Annotated in this window: 23 protein-coding genes; 16 read left to right on the top strand and 7 right to left on the bottom strand. The window is 50.1% G+C overall.

Annotated features, from left to right (window positions below; genetic code table 11):
• Positions 1-161: 161 nt before the first annotated feature.
• Complete coding sequence (locus tag OIN60_RS16530) at positions 162-419, top strand: GlsB/YeaQ/YmgE family stress response membrane protein (protein ID WP_305755989.1); 258 nt, start codon at positions 162-164, stop codon at positions 417-419.
• 123 nt (positions 420-542) lie between these two features.
• On the opposite strand, the gene OIN60_RS16525 is transcribed toward OIN60_RS16530, so the two are convergent.
• Positions 543-1,811, bottom strand: a complete 1,269-nt coding sequence (locus OIN60_RS16525) for an MFS transporter (protein ID WP_305755988.1) — start codon at positions 1,809-1,811, stop codon at positions 543-545.
• Positions 1,812-1,870: 59 nt separating this feature from the next.
• Positions 1,871-2,365, bottom strand: a complete 495-nt coding sequence (locus OIN60_RS16520) for a winged helix-turn-helix domain-containing protein (protein WP_305755987.1) — start codon at positions 2,363-2,365, stop codon at positions 1,871-1,873.
• Between the two features lie 237 nt (positions 2,366-2,602).
• On the opposite strand from OIN60_RS16520, the gene deoR reads away from it, so the two are divergent.
• The 8 genes from deoR to OIN60_RS16480 all read left to right on the top strand — a co-directional run bounded on the left by deoR (position 2,603) and on the right by OIN60_RS16480 (position 9,364).
• Positions 2,603-3,535 carry a DNA-binding transcriptional repressor DeoR gene (deoR, locus tag OIN60_RS16515; RefSeq protein WP_305755986.1) on the top strand — a complete coding sequence of 311 codons (933 nt, stop codon included), beginning with the start codon at positions 2,603-2,605 and terminating at the stop codon, positions 3,533-3,535.
• Positions 3,536-3,643: 108 nt separating this feature from the next.
• On the top strand, positions 3,644-4,309 hold the full coding sequence (gene deoC / locus OIN60_RS16510; protein ID WP_305755985.1) for a deoxyribose-phosphate aldolase: 666 nt from the start codon (positions 3,644-3,646) through the stop codon (positions 4,307-4,309).
• A gap of 121 nt (positions 4,310-4,430) precedes the next feature.
• Positions 4,431-5,141, top strand: coding sequence for a purine-nucleoside phosphorylase (gene deoD, locus OIN60_RS16505; protein ID WP_305755984.1), 711 nt, complete (start codon positions 4,431-4,433; stop codon positions 5,139-5,141).
• A 53-nt stretch (positions 5,142-5,194) separates the two neighbouring features.
• Positions 5,195-6,496: a pyrimidine-nucleoside phosphorylase gene (locus tag OIN60_RS16500; RefSeq protein WP_305756004.1), complete on the top strand. Its 1,302-nt coding sequence runs from the start codon at positions 5,195-5,197 to the stop codon at positions 6,494-6,496.
• Positions 6,497-6,677: 181 nt separating this feature from the next.
• Positions 6,678-7,520 (top strand): amino acid ABC transporter substrate-binding protein, encoded by an 843-nt coding sequence (locus tag OIN60_RS16495; protein WP_305755983.1) that lies wholly within the window; start codon positions 6,678-6,680, stop codon positions 7,518-7,520.
• Between the two features lie 66 nt (positions 7,521-7,586).
• Positions 7,587-8,255: an amino acid ABC transporter permease gene (locus OIN60_RS16490; protein ID WP_305755982.1), complete on the top strand. Its 669-nt coding sequence runs from the start codon at positions 7,587-7,589 to the stop codon at positions 8,253-8,255.
• A gap of 13 nt (positions 8,256-8,268) precedes the next feature.
• On the top strand, positions 8,269-9,015 hold the full coding sequence (locus OIN60_RS16485; protein WP_305755981.1) for an amino acid ABC transporter ATP-binding protein: 747 nt from the start codon (positions 8,269-8,271) through the stop codon (positions 9,013-9,015).
• Positions 9,016-9,163: 148 nt separating this feature from the next.
• On the top strand, positions 9,164-9,364 hold the full coding sequence (locus tag OIN60_RS16480; RefSeq protein ID WP_370872518.1) for an AraC family transcriptional regulator: 201 nt from the start codon (positions 9,164-9,166) through the stop codon (positions 9,362-9,364).
• Here OIN60_RS16480 and lpdD read toward each other — a convergent pair.
• The 5 genes from lpdD to OIN60_RS16455 form a co-directional block, all read right to left on the bottom strand.
• The gene (lpdD, locus tag OIN60_RS16475) at positions 9,306-9,659 is read right to left on the bottom strand and encodes a prenylated flavin chaperone LpdD (RefSeq protein WP_305755980.1); all 354 of its coding nucleotides are present in this window, start codon (positions 9,657-9,659) and stop codon (positions 9,306-9,308) included. The genes OIN60_RS16480 and lpdD overlap by 59 nt on opposite strands.
• Before the next feature lie 124 nt (positions 9,660-9,783).
• Positions 9,784-10,779 (bottom strand): L-glyceraldehyde 3-phosphate reductase, encoded by a 996-nt coding sequence (gene mgrA / locus OIN60_RS16470; RefSeq protein WP_305755979.1) that lies wholly within the window; start codon positions 10,777-10,779, stop codon positions 9,784-9,786.
• An 83-nt stretch (positions 10,780-10,862) separates the two neighbouring features.
• Complete coding sequence (locus OIN60_RS16465) at positions 10,863-11,705, bottom strand: AraC family transcriptional regulator (RefSeq protein ID WP_305755978.1); 843 nt, start codon at positions 11,703-11,705, stop codon at positions 10,863-10,865.
• Positions 11,706-12,357: 652 nt separating this feature from the next.
• Entirely contained in the window at positions 12,358-13,545 is a 1,188-nt protein-coding gene (fabV, locus tag OIN60_RS16460; protein ID WP_305755977.1) for an enoyl-ACP reductase FabV, read from the bottom strand.
• Between the two features lie 183 nt (positions 13,546-13,728).
• Positions 13,729-14,175 (bottom strand): Hsp20/alpha crystallin family protein, encoded by a 447-nt coding sequence (locus OIN60_RS16455; RefSeq protein ID WP_305755976.1) that lies wholly within the window; start codon positions 14,173-14,175, stop codon positions 13,729-13,731.
• Between the two features lie 351 nt (positions 14,176-14,526).
• Here OIN60_RS16455 and OIN60_RS16450 point away from each other — a divergent pair, with 351 nt between their 5' ends.
• From OIN60_RS16450 to OIN60_RS16420, 7 genes are all read left to right on the top strand, one after another.
• Positions 14,527-14,784: an HPr family phosphocarrier protein gene (locus tag OIN60_RS16450; RefSeq protein WP_305755975.1), complete on the top strand. Its 258-nt coding sequence runs from the start codon at positions 14,527-14,529 to the stop codon at positions 14,782-14,784.
• A gap of 53 nt (positions 14,785-14,837) precedes the next feature.
• Positions 14,838-16,742, top strand: coding sequence for a BglG family transcription antiterminator (locus tag OIN60_RS16445; RefSeq protein WP_305755974.1), 1,905 nt, complete (start codon positions 14,838-14,840; stop codon positions 16,740-16,742).
• 85 nt (positions 16,743-16,827) lie between these two features.
• Positions 16,828-17,202 carry a hypothetical protein gene (locus OIN60_RS16440; protein ID WP_305755973.1) on the top strand — a complete coding sequence of 125 codons (375 nt, stop codon included), beginning with the start codon at positions 16,828-16,830 and terminating at the stop codon, positions 17,200-17,202.
• A 1-nt stretch (position 17,203) separates the two neighbouring features.
• Complete coding sequence (locus OIN60_RS16435; RefSeq protein WP_305755972.1) at positions 17,204-17,569, top strand: glycine-rich SFCGS family protein; 366 nt, start codon at positions 17,204-17,206, stop codon at positions 17,567-17,569.
• A 3-nt stretch (positions 17,570-17,572) separates the two neighbouring features.
• Positions 17,573-17,911: a DUF4312 family protein gene (locus tag OIN60_RS16430; RefSeq protein WP_305755971.1), complete on the top strand. Its 339-nt coding sequence runs from the start codon at positions 17,573-17,575 to the stop codon at positions 17,909-17,911.
• Positions 17,912-17,937: 26 nt separating this feature from the next.
• On the top strand, positions 17,938-18,723 hold the full coding sequence (locus tag OIN60_RS16425; protein WP_305755970.1) for a DUF4311 domain-containing protein: 786 nt from the start codon (positions 17,938-17,940) through the stop codon (positions 18,721-18,723).
• Between the two features lie 2 nt (positions 18,724-18,725).
• On the top strand, positions 18,726-19,382 hold the full coding sequence (locus OIN60_RS16420) for a DUF4310 family protein (protein ID WP_305755969.1): 657 nt from the start codon (positions 18,726-18,728) through the stop codon (positions 19,380-19,382).
• Positions 19,383-20,302 lie beyond the last annotated feature (920 nt).

Raw genomic sequence — 20,302 nt, 5'->3', positions numbered from 1 at the left:
CTTGTCACTGGAAGAAGGAGGAGGAGCCGGTTAAGCTCTTCTACGCCGGGAAGAATGCAGCCATGCTAATATCAGGCTCCAGACATATCCAGTGTTACAAAACGATGTGTTTGGTTAATAATAAATCACAACAACAAAAAAATTAAATGAGGTGAGTCAATATGAGTTGGTTGTGGGCATTAATCGTGGGCGGTATCATTGGTTGGCTGGCAGGCATGATCGTAGGCCGGGATATTCCAGGCGGGATCATCGGCAACATTATTGCCGGTTTCATCGGCGGATGGCTGGGCAGCATGATCCTGGGCCACTGGGGGCCTGTCATCGGCAGCTTCTACATCATTCCGGCTTTGATCGGAGCGATTATCTTGGTTGCCATTGTCAGCTTGATTTTCCGTTCAATGGGAAGAAGCCGAGGGTAGCACAACCCAGTTGTTCATCAAAAGCACATCTGTTTCGTAAACACCCGCTTTCGAAGATTAACTGTGTATTTACAAAAACCGCCAATCATATGGCGGTTTTTGCTGTGTAAGTGACTAAAATACTTACTGGAAACGGCGTATTGAAGGAATGCAGAGCACACCTGCCACGATGGCCATCCCAGTCAGCGAAAACAACTGGATCGTCCATAGACCTCCAATCTGGTCAGCCAGTGCACCTACGGCAAGATAGCCAGCCGGAAGCAGGGCGAAGGAACCAAGCATGTCCAGGCTAGCGACCCTGCCGAACGCTTCCGGGGGCACAAGCTCCTGAAGACTGGTTTCCCAGATGATCGCAAACATCATAATACCGAAGCCCTCCAGGAACATAACCAATACCAGACCGGGCATCCAGTTGATGAAAGAGAGCAGGAACAGGGCAAGGCCGCTTGCAAAGGCCCCGCCATACGCGATTAACCCGCGGTGCTTCCAGGTTCGTCTTGCTCCATATACGAAGGCCCCTATGATCGCCCCTGCACCGGTTCCGGTCATGGCCAATCCGTAAATGACAGGGCTGTAGCCGTGATGAACCTTGAATAGCCATGGCACCAGGACGGAAATTACGCCGGTATAACATATATTGATGAAGCAAAAGGCCAGGATCGTGACCCACAGCCAGGGCTCCTTCTTCAAAACGTTGAAGCCTTCCATGAATTCAGAGATAAAGCTTTCTTTCCCTGACTCTGTATTACGGGATAAGGCTGGGGTGCGTGCAAGAACAGAGGCCAGCAGCCAAAAGCAAAGAAAAGAGATCAGATAGGTCAACGAATCAAGGCCAAATCCGACACCGGCGGAGGTAACGGATACAATGATGCCACCAAGCGGTGGTCCAAGCAGACGCACGGCCTGCACACTGATCTGGGAGAGGGCATTTGCAGCATTGCGGATGTCAGGCGTAAATACCTGCGCTCGCAGAGCCGAGTATGCGAGATTAAATATCCCGTCCATCAAACCATAGACAGCGAGCCCTGCAAATAAAATCGACAGATTCATGCCTCCGCTCAGCATGGTCAAGCAGGCGCCAAGCATGAGCAAAAAACGGATGCCGTTGGTGAACATGATGAGCCTGACTCGATTGACCCGGTCAACGATCCATCCGGAAAAGGGCAGCACCAATATGTTGGGCAGCATATAAATCGCCATAGCCAGACCCATTATGGTTGTAGAGCCGGTAATCGAATAAACAACGATTGGCAGGATGACCGTAGTTACGCTACTGCCAAGCACGGCAATCCATTGCCCGAGCCAGAGCAGCGTGAACGTCCTGGATTGCTTGATCGGTGTAATGAAATTACGCCAGCCGGAGCCCGGGACAGTTGATGTTTCTAAGTCCATAGCGTGAATCACCTCATTTAAAAATAGCGTTAACCTTCAATTGGACAGTGGCTATGAGCTTATTCATATTGCTCAGACGAAATACGCGCAACACGAATGCTGACCGCGTACTCGTCGCTTTCTCCCGTACGCTTCTCCCATCTTTCAAGCAGGGTAATCAGATCCTTGCGGAATTCCTTGAGCTCCTCTGCGGACAGGTGCAGCCTGCTGAACCAATCCATGACCGATTCCGCTTCCTGCATCCCGTCCTCTTTGGAGCCCGGATAGTGGAAGCGGGTGCCTTTGGCTTTATAATACTTTTCAACAATGCCGCCTTGGGTTCGGGTATCGGCCAACTCCAGCAGCCCGCCCTCATACAGTCGCTGAATGTGATAATGGACATTGCCCGGAGTTTTGTGAAGCTGATCCGCCACCTGTTTGGCTGTTCTTGGTTCATGTCCAAGGGCATGCATAATGGTGATGCGTAGGGCGCTTTGCAAAAGCTTCTTCTGCTGTTCATTGATTACGAGCATGTCGTGAAGGGCGTCATGTTCACTTGTATCCTTGTGTTTCAAATCCATCACACCTTTGTTTAATCTAAGGTCCCATCTGAGAATCAAAACAATCTGGAATCCAGAATGAGCTAAATAACAGTATATTATAAAAAATAAAAAGCGTACAGATGATTTTCCAATTGAATCGATGTTAGACATGAGGAATCGTAAATCGAAGCGGGAACAGGTATAATAAAGGTCATCTGAAAAAATACGATAATTTATTGACCCATTATTGCAGATAAGTAGGTTGAACCCATGGATGAGAAGCAGAGGTTAAGCATAGAAGCAGCCCGTCTTTACTATTTGTCGGATTACAGCCAGCAAGACATTGCCGCTCGGCTTGGAGTATCCCGCCCGACGGTTTCCAGAATGCTGCAGCACGCCAAAGACCGGGGATTTGTACGAATCAGTATCATTGATCCGCTTGAAGATTTGGATGCCGTTGCAGAAGAAATCAAGCAGATTTACGGCCTTGATCAGGTGCTGGTCTGTTACTCGCCCGAAAATGAATACCGGGTCATTCAGAAGCATATCAGCAAGAAGGCGGCCGATTATTTGCATGAGACGGTACAGGATTCCGACATTATTGGCGTAACTTGGGGGACGACCATGCATGCGGTGGCACAGCAGCTTGAGTCCAAGCCGGTGCGGGGGGTGGAGATTGTCCAGCTCAAGGGAGGCGTAAGCCATTCACACGTGAATACCTACGCTGCTGAAACCGTGAATTTGTTCGCCGATGCCTTTCACACCATTGCCCGCTACCTGCCGCTTCCGGTCATTTTCGACAGCATTGCCCTGAAACAAATGGTGGAAGAGGACCGGCACATTCGCCGGATTATAGAACTGGGCAAGCAGGCTAATATTGCTGTGTTTACCGTCGGAACGGTTAAGGAAGACGCATTGCTGTTCAGGCTTGGCTATTTCAGCGCGGAAGAGCAGACCCATCTCCAGCAAACGGGGGCGGGGGATATTTGCTCACGTTTTTTTGATAAAAACGGACAGATATGCAGCGAGGAAATCAACAATCGTACTGTAGGCATCGACCTTGCCGATCTGAAAAAGAAAGAGAAATCGGTTCTGGTAGCAGGCGGTCAGCGTAAAATTGATGCGATCCGGGCAGCGCTTGTCGGGAGGTACGCCAATATTCTCGTTACGGATCAGTTTACCGCCCAGGCGCTGTTGACCTGAACAAAATTTCATGACTAAATTTACTTACGTTCATACGCGTGTTAGTATAGGCTTGAACTGAGTGGGAAATGATTTTCAAAGTATTGTTTAAAAGAGGAGCGGGTTTATATGAATTTGGCAGAAATGATCGATCACACGCTGCTGCGGGCGGATGCCGGGGAAGCGGAAATCCGTAAATTGGCTGAGGAAGCGAAGCAATATAAATTTGCGTCTGTGTGCGTGAATCCGGCGAGGGTTGCCCTTGCGGCAGAACTGTTGAAGGGAACGGATGTGAAGGTATGCACCGTGATCGGCTTTCCGCTGGGAGCATCCACTACCGAGGTCAAAGCTTTTGAAGCAAGTGATGCCATTGTCAAGGGTGCGACCGAAGTGGACATGGTGATTAACATCGGCGCATTGAAGGACGGCAATGATGAGCTGGTTGAACGGGATATTCGGGCGGTAGTGGAGGCTGCGGCGGACAAGGCGCTCGTGAAGGTCATCATTGAAACTAGCCTGTTGACGGACGAGGAGAAGGTGCGGGCCAGTAAGCTGTCTGTTAAAGCTGGAGCAGATTTCGTCAAGACATCCACCGGATTCTCTACAGGAGGAGCTACACCGGAGGATGTAGCCTTGATGCGTAGAACCGTCGGGGACAATGTCGGTGTCAAGGCTTCCGGAGGAGTCCGCAGCCGGGAAGATATGGAGCGCATGATTGCGGCGGGAGCGACGCGGATTGGAGCAAGCTCGGGCGTGAAAATCATGGAAGGCGGCCAGTCCACAGCTTCCTATTAATCCGGAAAGAAGGCTCCCCAGCGTGAAGTAACAGATCTGTAAAAGGTATTGCCTGTACACCCTTCTCATCTCTGAGGGGTGTACCTTTGGTTACAATTCCCTAACTTAGGAGGAACTATAAATGAGTGTACATATTGGAGCACAAGCGGGAGACGTGGCGGAAACGATTTTGTTACCCGGCGATCCATTACGTGCCAAGTACATAGCCGAAACTTATCTGGAGAACGTGAAATGCTACAACGAGGTACGCGGAATGCTTGGTTTTACGGGAACCTATCGTGGCAAGCGTATTTCCGTGCAGGGCTCGGGCATGGGCATTCCGTCCATCAGCATTTATGCGAATGAGCTGATTACCGAATATGGCGTACGCAACCTGATTCGTGTTGGCACCTGCGGGGGCATGCAGCAGCAGGTGCGCGTGCGGGACGTTATTCTGGCACAGGCGTCTTGTACGGATTCCAGCATGAACCGGCATGTGTTCGGGGGGTACGATTTTTCACCAATTGCGAGCTTTCATCTGCTGAAAGAAGCATACGAGCGGGGCGTGGCCAAAGGTTTGAACATGCATGTCGGTAATATTTTCAGTTCGGATATGTTCTATCGTGACGATAAATCCGTTGTGGAAAAGCTGATGGCCCATGGTGTACTGGGTGTGGAGATGGAAACAACCGCGCTGTATACGCTGGCTGCCAAGCATGGGGTGAATGCGTTGACGATTCTGACGGTAAGCGATCATCTGCTTACGGGAGAAGAGACGACTGCCGCAGAACGGCAGACCACCTTTAACGACATGATGGAGGTTGCGCTGGAGACTGCAGTAAATCTGGAGTAGTCGCAGCCGCACGGAATTATCCGTGCATTTTTCACAAGTGAGGAGAAATCATGATGAGAATGGTAGACATCATTGAGAAGAAGCGGGACGGGAAGGAGCTTAGTACCGAGGAAATCCGTTTTGTTATCGATGGATATACGAACGGCCACATTCCGGATTATCAGGTCAGCGCCCTGGCTATGGCGATTTTCTTCAGAGATATGACCGCCCGTGAACGGGCGGATCTGACGATGGCCATGGTGAATTCCGGGGAAACGATTGACCTGTCCGCGATTGAAGGCATCAAGGTGGATAAGCACTCCACCGGAGGAGTGGGTGATACAACAACGCTGGTGCTGGCTCCGCTCGTAGCGGCGCTGGACATCCCGGTAGCCAAAATGTCGGGCCGTGGACTGGGGCACACGGGTGGTACCATCGACAAGCTGGAATCGATCGCCGGCTTCCATGTGGAGATCACCAAGGACGAATTCGTCAAGCTGGTGAATGAGCATAAAATTGCGGTCATCGGCCAGAGCGGTAACTTGACTCCGGCTGACAAGAAGCTGTATGCGCTGCGGGACGTGACGGCTACCGTCAATTCGATTCCGCTGATTGCCAGCTCGATTATGAGCAAGAAAATCGCGGCAGGTGCGGACGCTATCGTACTGGATGTAAAAACAGGTGCAGGAGCTTTTATGAAGACAGCTGCAGAGGCCGTGGAGCTGGCCACAGCGATGGTCAGCATCGGCAACAACGTCGGCCGCAAGACGATGGCTGTCATTTCGGACATGAGCCAGCCGCTCGGATTTGCGATCGGTAACTCGCTTGAGGTCCGGGAGGCGATTGATACGCTGCGGGGGCATGGTCCCAAGGATTTGGAAGAACTGTGCCTTGCGCTCGGCAGACAGATGGTCTATCTGGCAAAGAAGGCGGATTCGCTGGAAGAGGCGGAAGAGAAGCTGCAGGAAGCAATCCGCAGCGGGCGTGCGCTGGAGAAGTTCAAGGAATTCATCGCCAATCAGGGAGGCGATCCTTCCGTTGTGGAACATCCCGAGCGGCTGCCACAAGCTGCTTACCGTATTGAAGTTCCAGCACGGCAGGACGGCGTGGTAGCCGAGATGGTAGCTGACGAAATCGGAACGGCAGCGATGCTGCTTGGAGCGGGCCGTGCTACGAAGGAATCTGAAATTGATTTGGCGGTCGGAATCATGCTGAACAAGAAAATCGGCGACAGCGTCAAAGCGGGTGAGTCCCTGATGACCATTCATTCCAATCGGGAGAATGTGGACGAGGTGCTGGAAAAAATTTATGCGAATGTGCGTATTGCTGAGCATGCTATGGCTCCTGTGCTGCTGCATGGGGTTGTAACGGAATAACATTAAGGCCTCAGGTTTCCTGAGGCCTGTTTTATTGCAGCAGTATTCATGACTTTATAAAACACACTAAATTGATTGGAATTATAATAATTTGATTGACTCAGGCAATTCAATAGTGTACTATTCATTTTGTCGGGATTGTCCCGTGGTTAGAATATATAATAAAGAGAGAAGTGAAGACATGAAGAAATTTAGTTTGTTGACGTTGATGCTGGCATTTACGATGGTTTTGCTGGCGGCATGCGGCGGCAATGCCAATAATGCTGCTTCCAATAATACGGCTGCAGACAGCGGGGAAACGGCGAATAATGAAACGACGCAAAGCGCACTTGAGGCTGTTAAAGCAAGCGGGAAGCTGCGGATCGGTACCGAAGGCACATACGCTCCCTTTACGTTTCATGACGCATCCGGCAACCTGACGGGCTTTGACGTGGATATTGCCCGGGAGGTAAGCAAGCGTCTCGGTGTGGAACCGGAATTCATCGAGACCCAATGGGACGGCATGTTTGCCGGTCTGGATGCCAAACGTTTTGATGTGGTATTTAACCAAGTATCCATCAACGAGGAGCGGCAAGCGAAATACGCTTTCTCCGATCCGTACATCGTATCCAAAGCTGTGCTGATCGTGCACCAGGACAATAATGATATCAAGGGCTTTGCGGATCTGAAGGGCAAGAAGTCGGCGCAGTCGCTGACGAGCAACCTGACGGAGATCGCGAAGAGCAACGGAGCTGAAATCGTAGGTACTGAAGGTTTTAATCAGGCGATTGACCTGCTGCTCTCCAAGCGTGTCGACGCTACCGTGAATGACGGGCTGTCCTTCCTGGATTTGAAGACACAGCGTCCGGATGTGCCGCTCAAATCGGTCGCAGAAGCTGATGATGCTGCGGAAAGCGCGGCGTTGTTCAATAAGGGCAACGATGATTTGGTGGAAGCCGTAAACAAGGCGTTGGCCGATATGAAGGCGGACGGAACCTACCTGACCATTTCCAAGAAATATTTTGGCGAGGACGTTTCAAAATAAGGTCCAGATCATCCATGAATGATCTTCAATAGGACTGCGAATTGACTGTAAAAGGATGTCTGACTTATGGACGATCGCAAAATACAGATATTAATCGATTCTTTCTGGCCCCTGCTTAAGGCAGGGGTTACTTTTACGATTCCGTTGGCGCTCATTTCTTTTGCGCTTGGACTGCTTTTAGCTTTGGCGACCGCGCTAGTGCGGTTGTCGAATTGGAAGATCCCTGACCTTATCGCGCGTTTTTACGTATGGGTCATACGCGGTACGCCGCTGCTGCTGCAGTTGTACATTATTTTCTACGGCCTTCCTTCCATCGGTATTACGTTGGACCCGCTCCTTGCGGCCATCATCGGTTTTACGCTGAGCGTAGGGGCCTACAATTCGGAGATTTTCCGGGCCGCGATCCAGTCGATTCCTGCCGGACAATGGGAGGCTGCATCATCGCTAGGTATGACGAGGGCACAGGCGCTGCGGCGTGTGATTCTGCCTCAGGCTGCCCGTGTATCGGTGCCGCCGCTCGGGAATTCCTTCATCAGCCTGGTGAAGGATACGTCACTGGCCGCCACCATTACTTATGTAGAGATGTTTCGCGCGTCACAGCAGATTGTGGCAACTACGTATGAAGCGCTGCTTGTATACAGTGAAGCCGGCGTGATTTATCTGGCATTCAGCTCGGTGCTGTCGGCGCTGCAGAACTATCTCGAAAAACGGACAAGCCGTCATACAGTTAAATAAGGAGAGGGTACCGATGATCGAGATTCGCAATTTGCATAAATCGTTCGGTTCGCTGCAGGTGTTAAAGGGAGTAGACCTGACGTTGGAGAAGGGCAAGGTGCTTGTTATTATCGGACCTTCGGGATCAGGTAAAACAACACTGCTGCGCTGTCTCAATCTGCTGGAGGTTCCGGATCAGGGGACACTTGAGCTGGGTGGGCTGTCGCTCAGCTTTGGGTCGAAATTGAAGAAGGAAAGTGTGCTGTCCCTGCGCCAGAAAACGGGCATGGTGTTTCAGTCGTACAACCTGTTCCCGCACATGACAGTTATGCAGAATGTGATGGAGGGCCCGGTGACTGTGCAGAAGAAAGACAGAGCGGAAGCAAGGGGCCGGGCCATAGAGCTGCTGGAGAAGGTTGGATTGGCCGAAAAGGCAGATGCCTACCCGCATCAGCTGTCCGGAGGGCAGCAGCAGCGTGTCGGTATTGCCAGGGCAATGGCGATGGAGCCTGAGGTGCTTTTGTTCGATGAGCCGACTTCGGCGCTGGATCCAGAGCTCGTTGGCGATGTGCTGAAAGTTATGAAACAGCTGGCGGCCGAGGGACGGACGATGGTGGTTGTAACTCATGAAATGAAATTTGCCGCTGATGTCGCGGACAAGGTCATTTTTATGGATGGTGGTTATATCGTCGAGGAAGGACCTCCGCAGCAGGTGATCGGCAATCCGACCAGCCCGCGGGCGGTGCAGTTTCTGAAGCGCATCAGTGGGCAGGAGGAGTAACTTTAGTATGATGTTCAAGGCTGTCTACCAAGCATCGTTTGCTTGGGGACAGCTTTTTTGTTCCTAAAATCAAGCACAATAAATCAAAAAAACTTTAATTTCCTGTCGTAAAATACAGGTGTCAGACAAAAGAGAAAGGAATGGAGGTATGGACTACTACAAAAGCATCCAGAAGGCTGTCGACTATATGGAGGCCAACCTGCAGGCTTCCTTAGAGATTAAGCCCATAGCGGATCAGGCGGGATTCTCGACGTTCCATTTTCAGCGTCTTTTTCAGGCTATTTCCGGCTTTATCGCTGCTGACCCTCCGCCAGAAGCCCGATCAACTCATCTCCTAGTTCAACACTAATTTCTGTTACCAGGCTGATTTCCTCGGCTGTAATGTCGTTCAGATGAACGCCGCAGCAGATAGCGAAATTTCCGCGAAACTGCTTGCGCAAGCGGACAGCAATTTCTTCGGTAATGTAAAATTCCTTGTGGTTTTGCAGCTGTAGTGTGCTTAATGGTTCCAGGCGGGAGCCCGCAGTAATAGTCCCCAGATGGGGACGGTCGCCCCCGGATAGCAGCACTACAATGTCCTCCCCCATAAAATAAGCATTGAGCACAAGCCGGATTCGACCTGCGGTTCTCTCCAAATGAATCATACTAGCCGTCCCCTTCGCTTTGAATTGAAAGAGCGAGTATCGGTGGTCGTATTTCCACCATTACTCGCTCTTTTTCTTTCACATTGGCCCTTTGGAGCCAGGCTGATCCGTATCGGAATGGACCTTAGCGGTTCAGAATAATGTCATCAATGCTGCTCAATTCCTGTTCTGTAAATTCGAGATGGTTCAGTGCGCCGACGGCATCCTCAATTTGTGAAACCTTGCTGGCACCGATCAAGGCGGAAGTGACTCTGCCTCCGCGAAGAACCCAGGCCAGTGCCATCTGTGACAGCTTTTGTCCCCTTGCGGCCGCAAGATCATTCAGCTTGCGGATCATGGAAATGCGTTCCTCGGTGATCTCCTCCTTGCGCAGGAAGACGCTCGGTCCGGCTGCACGGGAATCTGGCGCGATACCGTTCAGATAACGGTCCGTCAGCAACCCCTTTTGCAGAGGAGAGAACACGATGGAGCCGATTCCTTCTTCGTCGAGAGCGTCCAGCAGCCCGTCTTCAATCCAGCGGGACATCATGGAGTAATTGGGCTGATGAATCAGGCAGGGAGTGCCCAATTCTCTGAGAATGGCCGCTGCTTTCTTCGTTTCCTCCGGCTTGTAGTTGGAAATTCCTACGTATAGCGCCTTACCCTGTCGGACAATGAGATCCAGGGCGGCCATCGTTTCTTCCAGCGGAGTATCGGGGTCTGGACGGTGATGATAGAAAATATCGACATATTCCAGGCCCATCCGCTTCAAGCTTTGATCCAGACTAGAGACAAGGTTTTTCTTCGAGCCCCATTCGCCATAAGGGCCTGGCCACATATAGTAGCCTGCCTTGGTGGAAATGATCATTTCATCCCGGTAAGGTCCGAAATCACTCTTCAGAATTCTGCCGAAGGTTTCCTCGGCTGAGCCTGGTGGGGGGCCGTAGTTGTTGGCAAGATCAAAATGGGTGATTCCCAAATCAAAGGCCCTTCTAAGCATCATGCGGCCATTTTCGTATGCGTCGATTCCTCCGAAATTATGCCACAGTCCGAGCGAGATAGCCGGCAGCCTCAGACCGCTTCGACCGCAGCGGTTATATTTCATAGTGTCGTATCTGGATGCAAGCGCAGAATAACTCATTTGTAATGTCCTCCCTATGAAAGATAGGACTATTATAGTTTACATTGCGCTCTTCTCCCATGTCGGCATGGATGATAAACTTGTCATTTTGTCGTATTGGTTTGATACGCTTTGGGAGATAGGCCTATTGTTTTCTTGAACATTTTGGAGAAGAGCGGAATGTCCTGGTACCCCACCGCATAAGCCACTTCACTGACAGTGTAATCGCCCTCTCTCAGCATTTCACAGGCGCGTTTCATACGGTACTGAAGCAGATACTGCTGGGGAGGCAGGCCAAGCTCTTTTTTGAAAAGGGCGGACACGTATTTCCGGTCCAATCCCAACAGGGCAGCCAGTTGTCCTATGGAGATCTGTTCATTGTAGTGGGCATGAAGGAATTCCAGGCTGCGATGAATATACTCCATCTGCGTTGTCCGCCGCACCTGTTCAGCCGAGCGTTCCGGGAAGGTCTCAATCAGGGTGGACAAAAAATCCAGCAGAGCCATCTGGGCGCGTAAATCTCCGGAAGGAGATTGCTCCTGAAGCTGAACGAGCGTATCGTACAGCTTGGGCATCAGCATGACATCCATCGGAAATACAGGCTGGTCCTTGCTGATCGCGGTTCTCGACAGAATTTCAGCCGCCTGCTTTCCCTGAAAAGCAATCCAGGAATAAGTCCATGGATTCCGGGCATCAGCCTGATAATAGATCCTCGTATCCGGGAAGGACAAAAACCCTTGACCAGGGTACACCTCAAACGTCCTGTTCCCTGTCCGCACAATGCCTTGCCCGGAATGTACAAAGTGAACCTTATAAATATCACGGATGCCAGGCCCAAAGGAATGATGGGGAGCACAGGCCTCCTTGCCCCAGAAAATCAAATGCAGCCCGTCCGGATCATGAGGTGGCTTGGCATAATTATAGTGGTCAATTCGCAAATAGCTCACGCTTTCCTAGTTTGGTATAACGGACATTATACCATTCTTGTCTGATTTTCAAATAAGCAGCCCGGGACAATCATATTCTCCACCGTTCAAAAGGCTTATTTTCTATCTCGATATGGAATTTCTAGGGGAAAGAAGAATTTATTTATGTTTCTGTTATAGATGGTATTACAAGTGTAATGGTTGATAAGCATCTTGAAATAAAATGGATGCATGAAGAACAAACTGATCTTTATTTGATAATATTAATGGATATCGGAACTTTGTTCACTCTAAAGGCTTCAAAAGAAGATATGCAAATCTTTGGAGCACAGTAAAAATTTTCTGGCAGGTACAGCTTCTAATTACCATGAAGCTGTTTTTTTGTTTATTGAGACTATAGAATTATACAGAAAAAAAGCCGAGAACAGGGCTAAACCAAACCCTGTTCTCGACTAGTTACTCTCCCCCTCGGAAGCGTAGGAGGTTCCCTTGGAGCTGCCGATTGCTTATAGCTGTTTTCAGTAGGGGGGATGCTCGCAGTCAGCGGAGAGAACGAAGCAATTCCGGAAAAGCGGAGCGATCGCCTTTGGCCCGAAGGGTCAACAGCGATTGTAGGAATGCTTCGTTCTCGGAGCGTCTCGGAGCGCCCACACCCCTACAATCCACCTGAAGCTTATCTGACTCCCGGAACCGCTACCTCCGGCTCCACATCCGCTTCATAATCCACCCCTTCGGTCTCAAAACCAAACAGTTGGAAAAATTCACGACGGTACCCGTCCAGATCGGTCAGCTCGTAAATATTTTCCGTTGTGACCTCAGCCCATAGCTGTGCCACCTCTGCCTGTACATCCGCACGCAACTCCCAGTCATCAATGCGAATCCGTCCCTCGGCATCGACAGGTGTTTCGCTTTGGTTATACAGGAGATCAAACAAGCGGTACATCTGCTCGATCGCCCCTTCGTGCAGTCCTTTGGTTTTCATCACCTTGTACAATGCCGATACATAGAGAGGCACAACTGGAATCGCGGAGCTGGACTGGGTAACCAGTGCTTTGCTGACCGTAACATAGGCCCGTCCGCCGCCTGCGGCAAGCTGTTCATTCAAGTCCTGTGCAGTTGCCTCCAGATGATCCTTGGCACGTCCAATCGAGCCTTCACGGTAAATGGCCTGCGTAATTTCCGAGCCTATATACGAGTATGCGACCGTGATGGCATTCGGAGCAAGCACGCCTGCTTCCTGAAGGCGGTCGATCCACATTTGCCAGTCTTCCCCGCCCATCACGTACACCGTATTCGCAATCTCCTCCTCAGTGGCCGGTTCGATGGTCACCCCAGTGACTTCCCCGTTGTGGAAATTAACCGTTTTGTTGGAATAAGGCTGCCCGATGGGCTTCAGAACCGAATTTTTTGTTTCTCCAGTCGTGGGATCGGTGCGGCGGGCTGAAGCTACGCTGTAGACCACCAGATCAACCTGTCCCAGCTCGGCGCGGATCGCATCGATCGTTTTCTGCTTCGTGTCCTCGGAAAAGGCATCGCCGGTTACACTGATGGATTGTAGTCCGGCTTCCTGTGCGGTTTTCTCGAAGGCTGCGGAATTGTACCAGCCTGCTGATGCGGTACGGCCTTTGACGGATTCGCCGTTACGGTACACGCCAATCGTATTGGCGCCTGCGCCAAAGGCGGCTACGATACGCGAAGACAGTCCATAGCCCGTGGAGGCCCCGATTACAAGCACGTTGCGCGGCCCTTTTACAGCAGGCTGCTGTTTTACATAATTGATCTGTTCCTGCACCTGGTGTGCACAGCCTGTCGGATGTGCCGTTGTACAAATAAAACCGCGTGTTCTTGGTTTAATAATCATGTCGATTAATTTCCTTTCCTTAGCTCTGCTTAATTTCAGGGAAAAGCGAATATATGCTTTCTTATTTTACCTAATTTTTTTGCCAAACGGAAACCGTTTCGCTGTTAAAGTGTTTGAACGGTACCGCAGCATAAAAAAACGCCTGGCTCAAAGTGTGAGCCAGGCTGTCTTGTATGCAAATTATTATTCAATATTAATGCGCTTGTGCTGCGTACTGGTGGATACCCGTTTGGGAACTTCCAGCGTCAGAATGCCGTCCTGCAGCTTGGCCCGAATCGCATCCTCCTCAATATTTTCCACGTAAAAGCGGCGAACGAATTCGCCTGAGCGGCGTTCCCGGCGGATGATCTTGTTATTGTCGTCTATTTGCTCCGCCAATTCATTGCGTCTGGCCCGGATTGTCAGGTAGTTCTGATTGAGATCAATATCGATATCCTCTCTGGCGACACCAGGGAGCTCAGCCTCGACAACATATTTATCATCTATTTCTCTTATATCAATGCGGAACGGCTGAGTAACACCTTTACTAAACGATGGGAACAAGCTGTCGTCCATTACAGTGTTGAACGACTTCACCATTTGATCGAACAATTCTTCACTGCGTTTGCGGAATGGAACCAGGTCAAACATACGTCTCAGTCCTCCTACATAATGATTGTTTTACTTGTATTTTTATTATCTGCCTCAACAGTTTGTGCAGCAAAAGCTGTAATTTGACTTTCTTTGATTTTGACCTTTTTTGATGATTGTGAACACTGTGTGTAAAATAAACTGCACCATTGCCGGTGAAAAAAATTTGATCTATTCAAATTGGGCCAAAATCGTTAATGTTATGTTAATTTAATTGACTTATTTTATATGTTGCACAGTTGTTGAGAGCAAATATCTCTAAATGAATCGCTTACATTTTTGTTAATGTTAGTAAATGTTACATTAACAAAAATATAAGCTAGCTATTCACAAAATCTAAGGAGAAATACCATGCAAAAAGAACTGACTATTCAAAACCCGCTCGGTATTCATTCAAGGCCGGCAGGGGCTGTTACCAAAAAAGCGCTGCAATATCCGTGCGATGTGCGGATCGTCAAAGGCTCCAAGGAAGTAAATGCGAAGAGCATTATCGGCGTGCTCTCTCTTGAAATGAAATACGGTGACCAAATCCTGCTGATTACGGCGGGTGATCAGGAGGAGGAAGCGCTGAAGGGCATTGGAGATCTGCTCGAATCTGACCTTGAGTAGGAACAAAAGCGAGCTGCACAGGATATAACCGGTGATACGGGAGGTGATGAGAAATGACCATGGTGACCCGGACCCGTGCGCTGCTGAAAAAAATACTGTATACGCCGAATCCGGTACGAATCAAGGATTGTGCCAGTGAATTCGGAGTCAGTGAGCGTACGATTAAATATGACATCGAAAGCATACGTATGTGGCTCGCCAGCGAAGGAGTCGAGATCAAATCGAAGCCCAGTACGGGGATCTGGATCGAATGCCCGGAAGAGGAACGGGACAATTTGCTTCGCAAAATGGATGCGGATAAAGATCACAATGCGCTGAAGCAGCAGGAGAGAATCCAGTATGTAACCATGGAGCTGCTGCTGCGGGATGGGGAGACCACAATCGGCCGGATTGCTTCTCATTTGGGTATTACCCGCAACACGGCTTTATCCGATCTGGTACAGGCGGAGCTGCTGCTTCGGGAATGGGATTTGCAGCTTGAAAGATCGCGTAAAGGCGTGAAAATTACGGGCTCCGGCGTACAGAAAAGGCTGGTGCTGGAACAGCTCGTTTACAGTCTGCTCGATGGCAGCGATATGCTGCAAATTGTGCAGAGCGCAGCGTCCAGGCAGAAGCCGCGAATTCATTTCACTCCTTTGCTGGAGCAGTTTTTACAGCCTGCAGACGATCTGAATGCGGTATTCTCGGCGGTCGGGGATTTGGTGGAGGAGACGGAGCGCTGCACAGGAGTGCTTCTGTCCGATCAGGCCGTCATCGGCATTTTCATTAGGCTTTGTATCGTCATATCCTCCAACAGTGTGACCGAACAGTCCACAGAGTTTGACAGGATGCCGGGGGATGAAGCTGAGGTATTTGACATCTTCAGGCGGGTGCTGTCCGGATTTTCCCAAAAAACAGGCGGGCAAATTACCGATCAGGATATCTGGTTTGTATGTCTGCAGGCAGTCAGCAGAATCCCGGCCCCTGCAGATTCAAGGGTAGGGCGGGAGCCGATGCTTCCGGATGCATTGGTCATTACTAGAAGATTAATCGAAGCGGTTAGCCGCAGTATGGACCCGGATTTGGCCAGAGATCCAGACTTGTTCAGCCATCTGCTGGCCCATACCTCCCGCAAGCTGACCCAATACAGCTATGGTGTTGTTGAGCCGAATCCTATGCTCCAGGACATTATCAGCGCCTATCGCGGGATGTTCGAGTCTGTTAAGAGCGCAAGCATTGAAGTGTACGGGCCCTACCGTATTTATTTAACCGATTCGGATATCGGCTATATTGTAGTGTACTTCCAGCTTGCTTATGAACGTCTGAATGAACAGCGCAGCATACGCGGATTGGTGGTATGCGGCACGGGCAAGGGAACAAGTCGGCTGCTGAAGACCGTGATTGAGAAGCGAATCCCGAACCTCAGCATCGACGGAAGCTGCTCTGTGATGGAATTGAACAAAATGCTTCAGGAAGGGGACTATGACCTGGTGATTAGCGTGTTCCCCGTTGATGTTCCGGTACCGTCCGTCGTCGTCAGCCCGATCCCGGGGAAGCGTGATTTCGAGGTGATTCAGGAGAAGGTGACCGCCATCGCTCCGCTCAAGGCCGAAACACCCAAGGATTCCGGCAACCCGCTGCCGCCTTCGTCTGGGCAAATAGATGACCCGGAAGCGCTGCAGTCCTGGTTTCAGGAAATGGTGTTCAGAGGCTTTGAGCTGGGCCGACAAATTGCCGATGAGTTGGGGAGCCATCTGACATCCGATCGGCTGGAAGGATTGAAGATGCATCTGATCTTCATGATGCAGAGAGTCGCCCTTCATATCCAATATGAGGATCCAAGCGCAATCCTTGCGGCTACACCACCCCAGACGGATCGTGAGCGCCTGCTCACCATTCTCGAGCAAAGGGGACTGAAGGTCTCCGAGGCGGAGCTGCAGGCGATTCTCAAGTATTTGGAGCAACCGGAGGAAGGCTGATCACATAGCAAGCATAACAGCTTGCACCCAAGACTATAGGAAAACTTATACTTCCATTAATCTAAAAAAACCGGAGAGGTCTATCATGTTTATAACCAGCAACGTCCTGAAGGACATTACAGATAAAACGACTGCCGATCAAGAAGCGCAATCCACATTGGAGCAATGGCTGTCCCAACTGCAGGAATACGCGCCCGGGGCGGGGCTTGATATTGGCCATGACAAAGCGGTGGTTATCGGTATCCATGTGCTTGCCTATGTAAAGCGGCTGGAAGAAGGAGAATACTTGCCGGAAATTCCAGACGAAATGCTGACAGAAATCAGCCCACAATATGAGCGATTAAGCCGCAAGCTGTTGAAGCTGGTTCCCGGAGCGGAGTTGCAGGAGCCGGATACTGCAGAAATTTTTTACCTGGCAGTTCATTTTGAAGCCGTAAAGGCCAATATGGGAGGAAATTAACATGAGTGAAAAAGTAAAAGTAGTGATTGGTGACCGTCTCGGTAAAGGACAAAATGTAGCCAAGGGAGTGGAGGCGGCAGGAGGGATCGCCATCGTGATCCCAGGCATCGGTGCTGACATGAAGCTGGGTGATGTCATGCATCAGGAGCAGGCCGATTTCGGAATTTCCTTCTGCGGCAGCGGTGGAGCGGGGGCGGTGACAGCCAACACCAAATATAAATACCCAATGGAGTTTGGTCTTCGGTCTGTTGACGCAGGGGTGACGGCCATCCGCAACGGGAAGAAGGTGATCGGCTTCGGTTTCATGGATATTGAGGAACTGGGCCGCAGGCTTACGGAAGCTTATATTCAGACCAACGGGAGGTAAGCCATGTACCTGGAAAAGGAAATAACGTTAACGATCACGGGCAGCGGAGAGAGTGAACGCGCTGCCTTCCAGCACATTTTAAATGAAATGAAAAAACAGGTTACTGCAAATGATGCGGACATGATGCTGCAGATTGAACCGCGGAACATGGAGGTTCTGTCCGCAGCCAAGACGGTGCGTACCGAGAAGTTTCTGGGAATTCTGTTCCCACGCACCCGGACCCGCTATGAAGTCAAGGCGAAGATCACTGTCATGCTCAGATATATGGATCTGTCCAAAATCGAATACGAGGTCCATGAAGAAAAACAGACTGCAATCCAGCATGTCATCCGCATGCGATAGGTGTTTGCTTAATTAAGGGGGAAGCCATGGAGACGTTGGAGATCATTTTAAAATCAATCGTAATCGGTCTGTTTGTAGGTTTTGGCGTGGGGGCAGGCGCCGCCAGAATGTTCCACGCTCCGAAAGTGCAGGGGATGGGGGCGTTTCGTACCTTCGGTGAATTGAATGCCTGCCAAGGGGACCCGGTGGCACATTTCTCGTTCGGTCTCGGCTTCCTGTTTAACGCCTGGGCGTCCGTCGTAGGCGCTGGCGGTCTGACCCAGGATGTGGATCATCGTATTATCCCGAACTGGGCGGCGGCAACGCTGCTGTTCAAAAATAAAAACGTGGAAGAAACGCTTCATGATCCGCGCAAAATGGCATGGACCGGCGCCGTGGTCGGCGCGGTTGTTGTCACAGTGCTGAACTCCACTGCAGCGGCCATTCCGGCCTCACTGCAGGCCGTCGCAACCCAGGTGCTGGTGCCTGCGGCGAACTGGCTGATCAACCCGATCATGCCAATCGTCTTTTGGACGGCGGCAATGGATGCCGGCAAGCGCACAGGGGTATGGGCGACGATCCTTGGGGGCTTGTCACACCTGGTGATGGGCAATGCCGTTCCGGGCATCGTGCTTGGTATCCTGATTGGCAAAGGCGTAGACGACAGCGGATGGAACCGTATTACCAAAACACTCGTTGTGGCGGTTGTCCTGCTCTTCCTGTTCAGCGGCTTCTTCCGTGGCTTTGACGCGAAGCTGATTGAAAGCTTGAATATGGCGATTCCGCAATGGCTTATTGATCTGCACGCACTCTTTGGATCTGAGGTGGGTTAACCATGGAAAATACAAAATTGCAATCCGGATTCTGGTATTCGGAATGGGCATTTACACTATTCGTCGCGCTGCTGGCCTCGGGCATTTTTGCCGGAACGCACTTGTACTATGTCTACCATGTAGGGGCATTTAATGATATTGCGATTGTGGCCATGCTCGAAGCGGGCATTAAGGGTGGAAGCTATGGTGCCGCCGCTGCCTTCGGAGCGAGCTTCCTGTTCGCCCGTATTCTGGAAGGTCCACTCGTCGGCATTCTGGATATCGGGGGGGCGCTGCAGACCGGTCTTGGAATCGGGGTGCCTGCGTTGATGCTGGGAGCGGGAATGACAGCTCCGCTGACCTCCTTCCCGTTGGCGCTGCTGACAGGAGCGGTTCTCGGCTTCATAGTCGGGTTCGTCATTATTATGATTCGGAAATTTACCATCAATGCTTCAAACTCAACGTTCGGCGCGGACATTATGATGGGCGCAGGCAATGCGGCCGGGCGTTATCTCGGACCGTTGATCATTATCTCTGCGGCTATGGCTTCCATTCCTGTCGGAATTGGGGCAACCATCGGAGGGGCTATTTTCTACGCGTTCAAAAAGCCAGTCGCAGGCGGAGCGATTATCGGCGCGATGATCATGGGCGCATTTTTTCCGATCGAGATCCCGAAATAAGCAAGGCTTTTCATTTGTACCACAAGAGGTTTCATTTGATATTTCAAACACTCCCAGGATCAGTTAGAATTTGGAACCAAAATCAAAAGCTCTGCCGGCTAATCGCTGGCAGAGCTTTTGATTTCCTTCAGCAAGGATATTAACGAAGGAGGGAGGTGTTGCATAAATGCGAAATATGACGCCGTGAATAAAAGTTTAACTATGCCAATTTTCACAAAAAAAGTGGAATGGGAATAAAGGGAATAATCAGGGATTTAGAGGGTTGATAATTTACAGATTAGATCTTTTTTCATGTTATTTTCTGGTTATTTGCGCAAATTTAATTTATTACTGTAAAAATATTGTCTAAATCTGGAGTGTGGATTATATTAACAGTGAAATCATTAAAATTTGAATAAATATCGGGGAGTAGGAGGGACGAATGTCAAATTTCAGCATGCATCATTTAATGACATCGGCTTGAAGGGAGGCAATAGTTTAATTGTCGCAGTTAGAGAATTGGAATAAACAATTGGAATGTAACTTCGTTAAACGGAGTGAATCTTAAGGAGGGGGAAATTTGAAGTTAAAAGGAAAAGTGAGGAAAAGGGCTCGTTATATATTAACGTGCTTGATGATCGTGCTTGTCATATCTAGTGGCATACTGCCTTCAATGACCCGTACTGCAAAAGCAGAAGGGGATATGTTTTCAAGTCAAGTGCCGTCTTATTCCTTTAATGGAAAAACCGAAATGACAGTATTCAATAAAATTGGATTCTATCATCTTCAAGCTATAGGCGGTAGTAACGTTAATGGCTACGACGTTTCAATAGACCCAGCTACAAAAGGCAGTTATATTGATACAGATGGTGATCCATCGACTTTTAGCAGCAGTTCAATGGAATACGTACCTAGTGGAGAAATTGAAGCTGCGTTTCTTT

The organism is Paenibacillus zeirhizosphaerae (assembly GCF_030705605.1).
Taxonomy (GTDB): Bacteria; Bacillota; Bacilli; order Paenibacillales; family Paenibacillaceae; genus Paenibacillus; species Paenibacillus zeirhizosphaerae.
The sequence above is the reverse complement of the archived record's forward strand: the minus strand, read 5'-3'. Positions and strand labels throughout refer to the sequence as shown.

What these genes read in the sequence shown, in the direction of transcription:
- OIN60_RS16420 (WP_305755969.1), top strand. Translation starts at nt 18,726, where the DNA reads ATGGAAAATACAAAATTGCAATCCGGATTCTGGTATTCGGAATGGGCA.
- OIN60_RS16435 (WP_305755972.1), top strand. Translation starts at nt 17,204, where the DNA reads ATGAGTGAAAAAGTAAAAGTAGTGATTGGTGACCGTCTCGGTAAAGGA.
- OIN60_RS16440 (WP_305755973.1), top strand. Translation starts at nt 16,828, where the DNA reads ATGTTTATAACCAGCAACGTCCTGAAGGACATTACAGATAAAACGACT.
- mgrA (WP_305755979.1), bottom strand. Translation starts at nt 10,779, where the DNA reads ATGAGTTATTCTGCGCTTGCATCCAGATACGACACTATGAAATATAAC.
- OIN60_RS16480 (WP_370872518.1), top strand. Translation starts at nt 9,164, where the DNA reads ATGGACTACTACAAAAGCATCCAGAAGGCTGTCGACTATATGGAGGCC.
- OIN60_RS16490 (WP_305755982.1), top strand. Translation starts at nt 7,587, where the DNA reads ATGGACGATCGCAAAATACAGATATTAATCGATTCTTTCTGGCCCCTG.
- OIN60_RS16430 (WP_305755971.1), top strand. Translation starts at nt 17,573, where the DNA reads ATGTACCTGGAAAAGGAAATAACGTTAACGATCACGGGCAGCGGAGAG.
- deoR (WP_305755986.1), top strand. Translation starts at nt 2,603, where the DNA reads ATGGATGAGAAGCAGAGGTTAAGCATAGAAGCAGCCCGTCTTTACTAT.
- OIN60_RS16445 (WP_305755974.1), top strand. Translation starts at nt 14,838, where the DNA reads ATGACCATGGTGACCCGGACCCGTGCGCTGCTGAAAAAAATACTGTAT.
- fabV (WP_305755977.1), bottom strand. Translation starts at nt 13,545, where the DNA reads ATGATTATTAAACCAAGAACACGCGGTTTTATTTGTACAACGGCACAT.
- OIN60_RS16530 (WP_305755989.1), top strand. Translation starts at nt 162, where the DNA reads ATGAGTTGGTTGTGGGCATTAATCGTGGGCGGTATCATTGGTTGGCTG.
- lpdD (WP_305755980.1), bottom strand. Translation starts at nt 9,659, where the DNA reads ATGATTCATTTGGAGAGAACCGCAGGTCGAATCCGGCTTGTGCTCAAT.
- OIN60_RS16525 (WP_305755988.1), bottom strand. Translation starts at nt 1,811, where the DNA reads ATGGACTTAGAAACATCAACTGTCCCGGGCTCCGGCTGGCGTAATTTC.
- OIN60_RS16455 (WP_305755976.1), bottom strand. Translation starts at nt 14,175, where the DNA reads ATGTTTGACCTGGTTCCATTCCGCAAACGCAGTGAAGAATTGTTCGAT.
- deoD (WP_305755984.1), top strand. Translation starts at nt 4,431, where the DNA reads ATGAGTGTACATATTGGAGCACAAGCGGGAGACGTGGCGGAAACGATT.
- OIN60_RS16485 (WP_305755981.1), top strand. Translation starts at nt 8,269, where the DNA reads ATGATCGAGATTCGCAATTTGCATAAATCGTTCGGTTCGCTGCAGGTG.
- OIN60_RS16495 (WP_305755983.1), top strand. Translation starts at nt 6,678, where the DNA reads ATGAAGAAATTTAGTTTGTTGACGTTGATGCTGGCATTTACGATGGTT.
- OIN60_RS16425 (WP_305755970.1), top strand. Translation starts at nt 17,938, where the DNA reads ATGGAGACGTTGGAGATCATTTTAAAATCAATCGTAATCGGTCTGTTT.
- OIN60_RS16500 (WP_305756004.1), top strand. Translation starts at nt 5,195, where the DNA reads ATGAGAATGGTAGACATCATTGAGAAGAAGCGGGACGGGAAGGAGCTT.
- OIN60_RS16450 (WP_305755975.1), top strand. Translation starts at nt 14,527, where the DNA reads ATGCAAAAAGAACTGACTATTCAAAACCCGCTCGGTATTCATTCAAGG.
- deoC (WP_305755985.1), top strand. Translation starts at nt 3,644, where the DNA reads ATGAATTTGGCAGAAATGATCGATCACACGCTGCTGCGGGCGGATGCC.